Consider the following 12,224-nt stretch of genomic DNA (forward strand, 5'->3'; position numbering starts at 1 on the left):
CATCGCGTAGCATCGCTTACGTGTTGAACCTCGATCGTCTGCGGACGCTACATGCCGTCGCCCGCCACGGTTCGGTGAGTGCTGCCGCCGACGGGCTGCACGTGACCACGTCCGCGGTGTCCCAACAGTTGGCGAAGTTGGAACGGGAGACCGGACAGCAACTCCTGGCCAAGAACGGCAGGGGGGTGCGGCTAACGGATGCCGGCCGGCTGCTCGCCGAACACGCCTCGCGCATCCTGTCGCAGGTCGAACTGGCCCAGGCCGATCTGGAGGCCCAGCGCGGCCAGGCGGTGGGCGAGCTGGCGATGGGTGCGTTCCCGACCGCAGCCCGCGGCCTGCTCCCCGCGGCGCTCGTACGACTGCGCGCGGAACATCCCCAACTACGGGCGAGACTTGAGGAGTTGGAGCCGGATGAAGCGGTTCCTGCGGTGATGCGCGGCGACCTCGACCTGGCCGTGGTGCTCGACTGGTACAACAAGCCGCTGCCCATGCCCGACGGGTTGGTGAAGGCACCGCTGTTGGACGACCCCGCCGATGTGGCGATGCCGGCCGGTCATCCGTTGGCGGACCGCGAAGAGGTGGAGTTGGAGGAGTTCGCGGACGACGAGTGGGTCTCCTGGCCCAAGGGTGAGTTCTGCCACGACTGGCTGATGCTCACCCTGCGGGGTGCGGGCATCGAGCCCCGCATCTGCCACATGGCGGAGGAGCACCACACCCAACTCGCCCTGATCGCGGCGGGTCTCGGCGTGGCGGTGGCCCCGCGGCTGGGGCGGGGCCCGATTCCGGACGGGGTGCGGGTGGTGCCCGTGCGGCACACCATGCGCCGGCACATCTACGCCATCTGGCGGGCCGACGCCGACCGCCGGCCGTCGATCCGGGCGGCGCTGGACGCCTTGCGGGCGTCCGCGGCCGAGCACCTGGCGGCCGAGGGCACCGCGTAGTGGGCCCGGCGTGGGCAGCGCGTGTGGGTGGGGCGCTGGCCGGGGCAGCGGGGGAGAGGCGCGCGAGGGTGTGCGGGAGGCCCGGTGGAGATCGGCCTGGACGCGGCAGGTGGGGGAGGGGTGTCGCGGGTGGGTCGCTCAGCGGCGCGCGTGGCGGATCGTGAGGCGGCCGAACCCCAGGGCGCCGGAGAAGCGGATCGTGGGGCCGTCGGCGCGGGCGGGCGAGCGGGGCTCGTACCGGATGGTCTTCCACCCCGCGGTCAGCCCCTCGGTGTCCACGGTCGCGTCGCGCGGCACCGTGATCTTGGCGCCACCGGTGCCGAGCACCAACTCGATGTCGACGACCGGGTACGTGATGACCGCCCGGGAGAGGTCGAGGCGGACCTTGCCGAACGCCGACTCGATCTTGAGGTGCCGCGGCACCTGCCAGGGACCGCGGCGCTTGATCCGGCCGCTGGCCGCCGCGATCGTCGATGTGGTGCCCGGGCGCTCCGGTGGCAGGTCGCGCATGGCCGTCGCCAACCCGTCCGACGTCGTCGCCGTCAGCACCTGCTCCAGACGCTGGTCCATCTCCTCGTGCGAGATGAGCTCGTCGGCGTACGCCTCTTGCAGCCGCTGCACGGCGGCCTCGCGGTCCTCGTTGCGGAGCGGGGACGGGGCCGACGGCGGCTGATCGTGCGGCGGAGAGGTCACCGTTTCACTCTAATGCCGTAGCGGCGGGTCGGGCAGTGCCAACACCTTTGGCAGGCAAGGAAAGCGGCAGCAGCCGGGGCCGGGCGTGACGGGCGGGTGGAGGCGCGGCCCTTGGCGTCACCCGGCGGCGCCGGCACAGCCAGGGCCGGGCCGAGGCGGGTCAGCGCAGGGTGATGGTGCCCTTCGCGATGGTGACCTTGGCGGCCTTCAGCGGGCGGGTCGCCGGGCCCTTGCGTACGCTGCCGTCGGCGATGTCGAACTTGCTGCCGTGGCAGTCGCAGTTGATGGTGCCGCCGGACACGCTCGCGACGGGACAGCCGTTGTGCGTGCAGATGGCGGAGAACGCCTTGTAGTCGCCGGCGGCCGGCTGGGTGACCACGACCCGCTGCTTCTTGAAGATGACGCCGCCCCCTTCCGGGATGGCCGCCGTGCGGCCGAGGGTGCGCGGGCCCGATGAGGTGTCATCCCCCTTGTCGTCGCCGGAGTCGCCGCAGGCGGCGAGGGTGGCGGCCAGGCCCGCCACACCCACGGCCATGACCAGGGTGCGGCGGGACGGCTGCTGCGCGGTTGTCGTGGGTCGTGCCATGGCGCTGCTCCTGGCTGGGTGTCGTGGCCGGGGGTTGCCTGCGGACACCGACGTCCGGAGCCGGTCGCCGAGGGTCAGGCGCCGAGCGAGCGGCGGAGGAAGTCGACCTGGAACCGCAGTAGGTGTTCGGTGACCGCATTGTCCACCGGGAGGTGGGTGGCGCCCGGGAGCGGCAGCACCGTGTGTGGCCGTCCGGCGGACAACAGTTCCGCCGACAGGCGCAGTGTGTGGGCGGCCAGCACGTTGTCGTCGGCGAGCCCGTGGACCAGCAGCAGCGGGCGCCGCAACAGGTGCCCGTGGCCCACCAGGGAAGCGCGGTCGTACGCCGCCGGGTCCTCGTCCGGGTGACCCAGGAACCGTTCCTTCCAGTGCGTGTCGTAGAGCCGCTGGTCGGCCGGTGCGGCGCCGGCGATGGCGGCGTGGAAGACCTCGGGGCGGTGCAGTACGGCGGCGGCTGCCAGGTACCCGCCGTAGGACCAGCCCCGGATCGCCACCCGGTCCAGGTCCAACTGGGGGTGGCCGGCCGCCGCCGCGTGCAGGGCCTCGACCTGGTCGTCGAGCACGGGGGTGAGCAGGTCGCGGTGGATCGCCTTCTCCCAAGCGGGGCCGCGTCCCGGGGTGCCCCGGCCGTCGGTGACCAGGACGGCGAACCCCTGCTCGGCGAACCACTGCGACACGCATGTCCACCAGGCACGACAGTGGCGTACGACGCGCATGCCGGGACCGCCGTACGGGTCGAGCAGCACCGGCAGCCTGCCGTGCTCGGGGGTGTGCCACGAAGGCAGGTACAGCGCGCTGCGCAGCGCCCGTTGGCCGAGGCGCAGCAGGGTGGGCCGCGGGATGAGCACGGGACGCTCGACGTGTGAGGCGATCTCGCCCACCACGGCCGTGCCGCGCAGCACGGTGACGGTGTCGCCGTCGGGCGTGCGGCTGTCGAGCACGACGGTGCCGCCGCCGCAGACCGCGTCGTGCACGCCGGGCGTCCCACTCAGCCGTCGCAGGCCATCACCCGGTGCGTAGGACCACACGTGACGTTCGGTGGGCTCGCTGCTCGCGGCGAACAGCACCCGCTCGCCGTCGACGCCGAGCACCGCGTCGACCTGGAGCCCCGCGGGCGTCTGCACCGGGCGGCCGTCCGACGCTCCGGCCGCCCCGTCGGCGGGTACGAAGCGCAGTCCTCGGGTCTCGGGCGTCTCCCAGGGCCAGACCCGGGTGCCGGCTGCGGTACGGGCCGGCAGACCGGGCACGATCTGCACCCAGGCCGGATCCCGCCGCTCGTGCAGCGGGTGGGCCAGGCCGGTGGCCGGATCGGCCGTCAGCACCCGTATTGTGCGCTGGTCACGGCTCTGCACGGTGAGGACGACACGGGCCGCGGGCGCGGGCGGCGGAGTGGAATGCGGGTCGTCCGGCGGCGTGGCCCCGGCTCCGGGGGCGGCGTCTGCGCCCTCCCAACCAGCGGTGACCAGGTACTCGAAGGCCGAGCGGTCCCAGCACACCTCGGTGCGGTGCCCGTCTAGGGTGACGACGTGCAGCGAGACGTCGGCGTTGGGGGTGCCGGCCGACGGGTAGCGGATCGCGCGGGGCGGCCGTTGCGGGTGGGCGGCGTCGCCGATGAACAGACGGCGCACCGGGGCGACGTCCACGCGTGCGGCCAGCACGGCCCGGCCGTCCGGCGACCACCAGAAGCCGCGGTTGCGGTCCATCGACTCGGCGGCCACGTATTCGGCGAGCCCGTAGCTGACCTCCGGGCCCTCGGGCGCGAGCAGCAGCCGGTCACCGCCCATGCCCTGGCCCCGCTCGACGGCAGCGGCGGTGCCGTCCGGTGCGACGCCTTCGGGTGCGGTGCCGGCCGGGTCCTGCGGCGCCAACTCCACGACGTGCAGGGCGCCCCCGGTGACGTAGCAGACGTGGCGTCCGTCGGGGGACAGCCGGGGGTCGACGACCGGCCCGGCCGTCGCGACGGGGAACGGTGCCGGGCCCGCGACCCGCACCGCCCACAGCGCGCCGTCGAGTGCGAAGGCGGCGGTGCGTCCGAGGTGGTCGACGGTGTAGGAGACCAGACCGGCCGACGGCTCCCGGGCGCGTTCGCGGCGCAGCCGCTCCGCGGTGGGTACCTCGCCCGCCGCGCCGACGAGGCGGCCCGGGTCGGCGAGCACGCGTTCGCGGCCGTCCTCCCAGACCCACAGCGAACTGGTCGGATCGCTCCCGCTGGCCGTACGGACGAAGAAGACCCGGCTGCCGTCCCCGGCCACCGCCAACTGGCGTGGCGCGCCGAGCGCGAAGCGGCGGGTACGGGCGAACTGGGCGGGGAACGCGGTAACGTCGTCGTGAGGCATGGCGACACTGTGACAGGGGGGTGGCGCGGCGCGGCAAGTCGGTTTCGGCCGGCCGGCCGCGCGGGCTGGCCGGCCGCCGCTGCCGTACGTTCAGCTCGCGGGTTTCTCCCAGACCGAGACGTGCTGGCGGCTCTCGTGGGTGAAGGGGGACCTGGTCCAACCCTCCCAGCGGTGGCGCAGCCGCAGTCCGGCCAGTCGCGCCATCAGGTCGAGTTCGGACGGCCAGACATAGCGGAACGGGTAGGACCTGTACTGCGGCCGGCCGTCGACGAGGGTGACGTAGTGCGAGGTCAGGCCCTGGGTGGCGACGTCGTAGGTGTCGAAGGCCCAACGTGTCGCGTCGATCTGGAACGGTACGGCGGTCTGCCCCGGGGGCAGCAGGCGCAGTTCGGGCACGCCGACCTCGATGACGAAGCTGCCGCCGGGCGCCAGGTGCGCGGCGGCGTTGCGGAAGCATTCCACCTGGGCGTCCTGCGTCGTCAGGTTGTTGATCGTGTTGAACACCAGGTAGACGAGGGCGAAGGCACCCGGGACGCGGGTGGTGGCGAAGTCTCCGATGGTCACGTCGACGGCCTCGCCGCCCGGCTTGGCCCGGAGCCTGCTCGTCATGGCGTGTGACATGTCGATGCCGCACACCGGCACCCCGCGCCTGGCCAGCGGCAGGGCGATCCTCCCGGTGCCGACGCCGAGTTCGAGGGCGCGCCCGTCACCGGCGAGTTCCGCCAGCAGGTCGACGGTCGGGCCGACCACCTCGGGTTGGAACATCTCCGCCGATGATGTGTCGTAGTCGGCCGCGACTGCTTCGTTGAAGTACCCGTCAGCTTCAGACATTGCTGGACCGTACCGCCCGCGCGCCCGGCCTCGCGCGCGAGTTTTCCCGGGTGGCAGGTGCAACCTCCTGGTGGGGGAGGCCCGTGGTGCCGGCGGGTGGGGCCGGGAGATGCCGCTCGCCGGCACCACGGTGGTCGTCAGCGCCTGGCCGCCAGCCGCAGGTCGCCCGCGGTCACCTTGCGGGCGTGGTCGCTGTTGAGCAGGGCGTGCGGGTAGCCGAGGTCGATCGCGCTGACCGCGTCGAGCCGGGCCAGTTGGGCGGCGGTGAGGTCGACGTCGAGGGCGCCCAGGTTGTCCGTCAACTGGGCCATGGTGCGGGCGCCGAGGATCGGCGCGGTCACGTCCGGGTTCCGCAGCGTCCAGGCCAGACCGACCTGGGCGGGGGAGCGGCCGAGCTCCGTGGCGACCTCCCCCACCACGTCGGCGATGTGCAGGTTGCGGTCGGTGACCGTGCCCAGGGCCAGGTTGAAATTCCTGCGGGTGCCGTCGTCGGCCGCGACGTCCGCGGTGGCCAGGTCCTCGCGCCGGTACTTGCCGGTGAGCACCCCGCCCGCCAGCGGCGAGTACGGCACCACGCCGAGCCCCAGCTCGCGGGCCATGGGGACCAGGTCGCGCTCACCGCCCCGCTCGATCAGGTTGTACTCGATCTGGAGCGCGGCCAGCGGTGACCAGCCGCGTAGCTCGGCCATGGTCTGCATCCGGGACACCTGCCAGGCCGGGGCGTTGCAGACACCCACGTACAACACCTTGCCCTGGCGCACCAGGTCGTCCAGGCCGCGCAGGATCTCATCGACCGGCGTCGCCTCGTCCCACACGTGCAGGTAGAGCAGGTCGATGTAGTCCGTGTCGAGCTGGCGCAGGCTCGCCTCCACCGAGGCGAACAGGCTCTTGCGGCTGCTGCCGCGGGCGTTGGGGTCGCCGGGGCGGCGCAGCGAGGTGTACTTCGTGGCCAGCACCAGGCTTTCGCGCCGGCCGCGGGTGAAGGTGGCGAGCATGCGCTCGGAGTTGCCGTCGGTGTAGACGTTGGCGGTGTCGATGAAGTTGCCGCCCTGCTCGACGTAGTGGTCGAACAGCCTGCGCGCCTCGTCCTGGTCGGCGCCCCAGCCCCATGCGGTGCCGAAGGTCGCCGTGCCCAGCGCGAGCGGTGAGACGCGCAGCCCGGAGCGGCCCAGCAGCCGGTAGGTGTCGAGGGTGAGTGACATGGTCTTCTCCCGTGCCCGTGGTTCGTTGTCGCACACCAGGCTGCTGCGGTCGGGGCGGGGGGTTAAGGGAAGGCTGTTCCTGGGAACGCCAGTCCCACCCTCGCGGTTGGACCAGACATGACGACCCACACCGTGGACACCACACAGGAGCTGGCCGCGTTCCTGCGGGCCAGGCGCGAGCAGCTCGACCCGGCCGACCTGGGGTTGCCCGTGCGCCGGCAGACCCGGCGGACCCCGGGGCTGCGCCGCGAGGAGGTCGCCGAGTTGGCCGGAGTCAGCGTCGACTACGTGGTACGCCTTGAACAGGGGCGTGGGCTGCGGCCCTCGGCCGAGGTGGTGGAGGCGCTGGCGCGGGCGCTGCGGCTGGCTCCCGTGGAGCGCGCGTACCTCTTCAACCTGGCCCAGCAGCGGCCCCGCGGCGCGGAGCAGGCGGCCAGCGCCGCGCAGCCGTCACTGGCCCGCCTGGTCACCGACTTGTCGCCGCTGCCCGCCATGTTGCTGAACCATCGGTACGACGTGCTGGCCTGGAACCCCGAGATGGCCCGGCTGCTGGTGGACTTCGCCACCCTGCCGCCCACGCAGCGCAACGCGATGTGGCTGTGCCTGCGCCATCCGCGGGTGCGTGAGCTCTACGTCGACCGGGAGCGCGTCGTACGGGAGGGGGTCGCCCAGCTCCGCGCGGCGTGGGCCGCGCACCCGGACGATCAGGAGTTGACCGACCGCATCACCGAACTCCTCACCTGTGACGAGGAGTTCGCGCGGCTGTGGGGCCAACGCGAGGTGACCGTGGCCGGCCGGGGGGACAAGGTGCTGCGGCATCCGGAGGCGGGCACGATCGCCGTGCGGTTCGAGGTGCTGGCACCGCTGCAAGACCCCGACCAGCGACTGGTGATCTTCCGTGCGGCGGACGGGCCGAGCCAGGCCGCGCTGGATCGGCTGTGCGCGGGGTGAGACCCGATCGTGTGCGGGGGTGCCCCCAGGTCTGGGCCCGCCGCGCGCTCCCACCCGTCTGTGGGTACGCGCCGCCGCGCCGTTGCCGCTACGCCGTGCGGTAGGCCCGGAGGAAGGTCCGTACGCCTTCGATGATGAGTGGTTGGACGCGGGCGTCCTCGATCGCGTTCGCCGAGCCGAGCCGGTCAAGGGCGACGCCGAAGGTCAGCGCGATGAACTGGTCGGCCGCGAGCCGGGCGTCGGGCACGTGCAGCAGCCCGGCGCCGGCGAACGCGGCGAACCGCTCGGCCAGCGCCTCTTCCGGCGTGTCGGCCATGGCGCTGTAGCCGCGCCCCGGCTGCTGCCCGGACTCCACCCTGACCAGGCGCTGCAAGGTGGCGTACTCGGCCGAGCCCAGCAGGTCGGTGGCGATCCGCAGGGCGAACGTGACCAGGGCGTCTTCCAGTTCGCCGGCCTCGGGGACGCCGGTCAGGGTGTCGTCGAGGGTGTGTCCGACGGTGTCGACCAGGGACTGTCCGACGGCGTCGACGACGGCCCGCAACAGGGTCTGCTTGTCGCCGAAGTAGTCGTAGATCGTCCGCTTGGACACCTCGGCCCGGGCGGCGATCGCATCGACGCTCACCCGGTCGAAGCCGTCGGCGAGGAACAGTTCGCGGGCCGCCGTGAGGATGGCGGCCCGCTTGCGCGTGGACCCCTCACGCAGCGTCTTCGTGGTCGGCATGGCCTCATCCTAACCGGACTGCACTGCACGGTGTAGTGTAGTTCTGGGTCGGCGCGCAGCGCTGCTCACTCCGCCCCGTCCCGCCCTGCTGCGCCCGGCGGGGGCGCGCCCGTCCGCTCCTGCCCCCGGCGTCCAGCCGGAGATCTCGGCCTCGATTCCCGACGCGCCACCGCGCCCCGCCCGCAAGCCCACCCGGTCCACCCGTTCCACCGGGTCCGTACCGGGCCCCGCACGGCGACACCCACCGCCACCGCCCCGCACGGCCACGACCGAAGGACGCCCATGACCGCAACCCTGACCCCGCCCCTACGCAGCGGAAGGTCCGCCGTCGCCGCCATCGGCCTGCTGGCGGTCGCCACCGGAGCGCTGGAGTCGGTGGTGACGCCCACGCTGCCGCTCCTGCAACGCGAGTTACGCATGAGCCCGTCCGAAGGGGCACTGCTCAGCGTGATGCTGCTCATCACCGGCGCCCTCGTCACCCCGCTCGCCGGCCGGTTCGGCGACCGGTGCGGCGGGCGGCGGGTGCTGGTCCGGCTGATGGCGGTGGTCTCCGTCGGCGGGCTGGTGTCGGCCGCCGCGCCCAACCTGCCGGTCCTGCTGCTCGGGCAGGTGCTCCAGGGGGCGATGGTGGGCGCGCTGCCGCTCTCGTTCATCCTGGTCCGCGACCACCTCCCCGCGGCCGAGTCAAAGGTGGCCATCGGCACGGTCAGCGGACTGTTCGTGGCCGGCGGGATGGCGGGGACGCTGGCGGCGGGGCCGGTCGCGGAGGGGCTGTCCCGGCACTGGATGTTCGCGCTGCCCACCGGCGCGGTCATCGTGGCCACCGCATGGGTGCACCGCCTGCTGCCGCCCGACCCGCCACGCGACACGGCGGACACCGGGATCGACTGGGCCGGCCTGCTCCTGCTCAGTGGAGCGCTGGGCACCCTCATGGCCGTACTCGCCCGTCTTCCTCAACTCCGTTCGCAGCCGCTGCTGTTGGGCCTTCTCATCGCCGCTACGGTCGGCTGCGCGATCGGCTGGGTCGCCGTGGAGCGCCGGGCGGTCGCGCCCCTGGTCGACCTGCGACTGTTGGTCAGGCCCGCGGTGTGGAAGGCGTGCGCGCTGACCTTCGTGATGTGCGTCGGCACCTCGGCCGCCGTCTACCTCGTCCCACAACTGCTCGCGGCGCCCACCGACGCGTACGGCTTCGGCGCCAGCGCCACCGAGATCGGCTTCTACCTGCTGCCCGGGGTCGTGGCCGCCTCGCTGGCCGGGCCGTTGAGCGGGGCCTGGGCCCGGCGGCAGGGCCCACGGGCCCAGGTCACCACGGGCAGCGCCTTGATGGTCGCGGCCCTGCTCGCGCTGGCGGCCGTGCACACCGAGATCTGGCACCTGGTCGTCGGCAAGTTGCTGATCGCGCTCGCCAACGGCCTGTGCGTGACGGCCATGGTGACCAGCACCGCCACCGCCGTCGAGCACCGCGAAACCGGCATCGCCACCGGTCTGGTGCTGGTGACGCGGGTGGTCGGCTACGCCGTCGGGGTGCAGATCAGCGGCGCCCTGCTCACCGCGGGCACCCCCGCCGGTTCTGCCGTCCCGGCCGAATCGGCCTTCGTCACCGGCTTCGCCGTCGCCGCCGTCGTCACCGCACTGTCCCTGTTCGTCGCCCGCACCCTGACCAAAGGAGTCGCCGAATGAACCCCACCGACCCGCCGTCCCCCTCCCGCACCACCCGCACCCGCGCCACGCGCCCGCGCACCGTCCTGGTGTCCGGGGCCAGCATCGCCGGGCCCGCACTCGCCTACTGGCTCACCCGCCGCGGGTGCGCCGTCACCGTCGTCGAGAAGGCGGGCGCGCTGCGCAGCGGCGGCTACCCGATCGACGTACGCGGCACCGCGCTCGAAGTGGTCCGGCGGATGGGCATCCTGCCGCGGCTGCGCGAGGCGCACATCGCACTGCGCCGGCTGACCTTCCTCGACGCGCACGGCGACGAGGTCGCAGCGGTCGCCCCGCACGCCCTGAGCGGCGGCACCGCCGGCGACCTTGAGGTGCCGCGCGGGGATCTCACCCGGGCGCTGTACGAGGCGGTCCGCGACGACGTGGAGTTCCTGTTCCACAACTCCATCGCCACCATCGACCCGTCGGACCACGGGGTGGACGTCACCTTCCGCGGGGGCGCCACGCGCACGTTCGACCTGGTCATCGGCGCGGACGGGCTGCACTCGCGGACCCGCGGCCTCGTCTTCGGCCCGGAGGCGCAGTTCCACCGCTACCTCGGCTACTGCTTCGCCGGGTTCACGATGCGCAACACCCTCGGGCTCTCCCACGAGGTGGTGTTGTGGAACACCCCAGGCCGGTGCGCCGCGCTCTACGCGGCGGGGGACGGCGACGAGGTGCACGCCCTCCTGACCTTCGCCCGCCGCACGCCGCCGGGTGCGTTCCGGGACCCGCAGGCCAGCCGGGAGCTGGTCGCCGAGGTCTTCGCCGACGCGGGGTGGGAGGTGCCCGGCATGATCACCGCGCTGTACGGGGCGGACGACCTGTTCTCCGACACGGTCAGCCAGATCCGCATGCCCCGCTGGTCAAGCGGCAGGGTGGCACTGGTCGGCGACGCCGCGTACGCACCCTCCTTCCTCACCGGACAGGGGACGAGCCTGGCCCTGGTCGGCGCGTACATGCTGGCCGACTGCGTGGCGGGGCGCGACCACACCGCCGGCTTCGCCGCCTACGAGCAGGCCACCCGCACGTTCGTGACCCTCAACCAGGACCTGGTCGGAGAGGGGGACGCCGCCCTCTTCCCGACCACGGCGGGCGCCCTGGAACGGCGCAACGCGATGCTGCGCGGCCTCAGCTCGCTACCGCCGACCGAGGCAGAGCCGGCGCATTCGGCGCTCACCTTGCCTGCGGTCGGGCCGGTGAGTGGGTCTCCGGTCGGGCCTGTGGTTGAGCCTGTGGCCGGGCCCGGGGCGTGAGGTCGAGCGGGCCCCCTGGCGCCGCCACCTCATCGGCCGCCAACCCGGCCGTACACCAAGCTGGTTGACCCGGGAACAGCCGATGCGGGGCGCCGTGGGACCCCGCCGTTCAGCGGTGCTCAGCCGATGTCGCCCCGGGCGCCGGCCGTGGGTGGCTCGTCGCCGGGCCGCGGCGCGGGCGGGACGGTGGCGGGGATGCGGGCGTGCACGTCCTGGAGCAGTGTCCGCATCGCCGTCCGGAAGACCTCGGCCTGGTGGTCCCCGAGGAACGCGGTGTGCCCGAACACCTCAAGGACGACCAGGCCGTGCATGTGCCCCCAGGCGCCGAGCAGGAGCGCGGTCGCCGGTGGCGGGAGTTCGCCCAGCCCACCTGGCGGCAGCTCCGCCAGGTGGGCGCGGAGCGCGGGGGAGAGCTCGGGGGCGTCGGCCCCGGCCAGTTGCGCGGTGCTGAATCCGGCGAACAGTTCGCGCTGGAAGATCCCGCTCATCCGGCGTACCGCCAGGGTGGTGGGGCCGCCGGCGGGTGCCGCGTAGTGCCGCAGCGGCGTTCCGTACAGGAGTTGGAACCGCTCCGGATGGGCGATGGCCCACCGCCGGTAGCCCTCGGCCGCTGCCACCAGGCCGGGCGGTCCGGCCGGGTCGGCCGGCGCGCCGTCGACGGCCGCCTGCACCGCGTCCGCCAACTCGTCGTACGCCTTGGTGATCAGCGCGGTGATCAGCGCGTCCCGGTTCGGGAAGTAGTGGTAGAGCGCCTGGACGGTCATGCCGAGGCCGCGGGCGACCGCGCGCAGCGACAGGCCCGCGGGGCCGTGCTCGGTGATGTGGGACTCGGCGGCGCTCACGATCTCCTGCGAGGCGGCGGCCCGGCGCCGCTCACGCAGCGAGGGCAGCGCCGGGGCACCGGCCGCGGTGTGGGTGTCGGGGGACATGCGGCGACCGTACGGCCCCGGAGCGGGGAGTGACAGCAGTCGGCCGCAAACTGTGAAGAAAATCTAACACTGCCAAATTC

Annotated in this window: 11 protein-coding genes; 4 read left to right on the plus strand and 7 right to left on the minus strand. The window is 73.4% G+C overall.

Annotated elements, in window-relative coordinates:
- The first annotated feature begins 20 nt into the window (after positions 1-20).
- Entirely contained in the window at positions 21-941 is a 921-nt protein-coding gene (locus ACMA1D_RS13065) for a LysR family transcriptional regulator (protein WP_414724090.1), read from the plus strand.
- Positions 942-1,079: 138 nt separating this feature from the next.
- On the opposite strand, the gene ACMA1D_RS13070 is transcribed toward ACMA1D_RS13065, so the two are convergent.
- The 5 genes from ACMA1D_RS13070 to ACMA1D_RS13090 form a co-directional block, all read right to left on the minus strand.
- Complete coding sequence (locus tag ACMA1D_RS13070; protein ID WP_414724091.1) at positions 1,080-1,634, minus strand: DUF1707 SHOCT-like domain-containing protein; 555 nt, start codon at positions 1,632-1,634, stop codon at positions 1,080-1,082.
- Between the two features lie 160 nt (positions 1,635-1,794).
- Positions 1,795-2,220, minus strand: coding sequence for a Rieske (2Fe-2S) protein (locus tag ACMA1D_RS13075; RefSeq protein ID WP_414724092.1), 426 nt, complete (start codon positions 2,218-2,220; stop codon positions 1,795-1,797).
- 74 nt (positions 2,221-2,294) lie between these two features.
- Positions 2,295-4,556 (minus strand): prolyl oligopeptidase family serine peptidase, encoded by a 2,262-nt coding sequence (locus tag ACMA1D_RS13080; protein ID WP_414724093.1) that lies wholly within the window; start codon positions 4,554-4,556, stop codon positions 2,295-2,297.
- Positions 4,557-4,646: 90 nt separating this feature from the next.
- The gene (locus tag ACMA1D_RS13085) at positions 4,647-5,387 is read right to left on the minus strand and encodes a class I SAM-dependent DNA methyltransferase (protein WP_414724094.1); all 741 of its coding nucleotides are present in this window, start codon (positions 5,385-5,387) and stop codon (positions 4,647-4,649) included.
- Positions 5,388-5,524: 137 nt separating this feature from the next.
- On the minus strand, positions 5,525-6,589 hold the full coding sequence (locus ACMA1D_RS13090) for an aldo/keto reductase (RefSeq protein WP_414724095.1): 1,065 nt from the start codon (positions 6,587-6,589) through the stop codon (positions 5,525-5,527).
- Positions 6,590-6,706: 117 nt separating this feature from the next.
- On the opposite strand from ACMA1D_RS13090, the gene ACMA1D_RS13095 reads away from it, so the two are divergent.
- Positions 6,707-7,540: a helix-turn-helix transcriptional regulator gene (locus ACMA1D_RS13095; protein WP_414724096.1), complete on the plus strand. Its 834-nt coding sequence runs from the start codon at positions 6,707-6,709 to the stop codon at positions 7,538-7,540.
- A gap of 88 nt (positions 7,541-7,628) precedes the next feature.
- On the opposite strand, the gene ACMA1D_RS13100 is transcribed toward ACMA1D_RS13095, so the two are convergent.
- Positions 7,629-8,261, minus strand: coding sequence for a TetR/AcrR family transcriptional regulator (locus tag ACMA1D_RS13100; RefSeq protein WP_414724097.1), 633 nt, complete (start codon positions 8,259-8,261; stop codon positions 7,629-7,631).
- Between the two features lie 282 nt (positions 8,262-8,543).
- On the opposite strand from ACMA1D_RS13100, the gene ACMA1D_RS13105 reads away from it, so the two are divergent.
- Positions 8,544-9,941, plus strand: coding sequence for an MFS transporter (locus ACMA1D_RS13105; RefSeq protein WP_414724098.1), 1,398 nt, complete (start codon positions 8,544-8,546; stop codon positions 9,939-9,941).
- Positions 9,938-11,215, plus strand: a complete 1,278-nt coding sequence (locus tag ACMA1D_RS13110) for an FAD-dependent monooxygenase (RefSeq protein ID WP_414724099.1) — start codon at positions 9,938-9,940, stop codon at positions 11,213-11,215. Before ACMA1D_RS13105 ends, ACMA1D_RS13110 begins: the two co-directional genes overlap by 4 nt.
- A 119-nt stretch (positions 11,216-11,334) precedes the next feature.
- On the opposite strand, the gene ACMA1D_RS13115 is transcribed toward ACMA1D_RS13110, so the two are convergent.
- Positions 11,335-12,144, minus strand: coding sequence for a TetR/AcrR family transcriptional regulator (locus tag ACMA1D_RS13115; protein ID WP_414724100.1), 810 nt, complete (start codon positions 12,142-12,144; stop codon positions 11,335-11,337).
- Between the last annotated feature and the right edge of the window lie 80 nt (positions 12,145-12,224).

It is taken from the genome of Streptomyces sp. 796.1 (assembly GCF_047525675.1).
GTDB lineage: Bacteria > Actinomycetota > Actinomycetes > Streptomycetales > Streptomycetaceae > Streptomyces.

What these genes read in the sequence shown, in the direction of transcription:
- ACMA1D_RS13095 (WP_414724096.1), top strand. Translation starts at nt 6,707, where the DNA reads ATGACGACCCACACCGTGGACACCACACAGGAGCTGGCCGCGTTCCTG.
- ACMA1D_RS13105 (WP_414724098.1), top strand. Translation starts at nt 8,544, where the DNA reads ATGACCGCAACCCTGACCCCGCCCCTACGCAGCGGAAGGTCCGCCGTC.
- ACMA1D_RS13100 (WP_414724097.1), bottom strand. Translation starts at nt 8,261, where the DNA reads ATGCCGACCACGAAGACGCTGCGTGAGGGGTCCACGCGCAAGCGGGCC.
- ACMA1D_RS13090 (WP_414724095.1), bottom strand. Translation starts at nt 6,589, where the DNA reads ATGTCACTCACCCTCGACACCTACCGGCTGCTGGGCCGCTCCGGGCTG.
- ACMA1D_RS13110 (WP_414724099.1), top strand. Translation starts at nt 9,938, where the DNA reads ATGAACCCCACCGACCCGCCGTCCCCCTCCCGCACCACCCGCACCCGC.
- ACMA1D_RS13115 (WP_414724100.1), bottom strand. Translation starts at nt 12,144, where the DNA reads ATGTCCCCCGACACCCACACCGCGGCCGGTGCCCCGGCGCTGCCCTCG.
- ACMA1D_RS13085 (WP_414724094.1), bottom strand. Translation starts at nt 5,387, where the DNA reads ATGTCTGAAGCTGACGGGTACTTCAACGAAGCAGTCGCGGCCGACTAC.
- ACMA1D_RS13080 (WP_414724093.1), bottom strand. Translation starts at nt 4,556, where the DNA reads ATGCCTCACGACGACGTTACCGCGTTCCCCGCCCAGTTCGCCCGTACC.
- ACMA1D_RS13075 (WP_414724092.1), bottom strand. Translation starts at nt 2,220, where the DNA reads ATGGCACGACCCACGACAACCGCGCAGCAGCCGTCCCGCCGCACCCTG.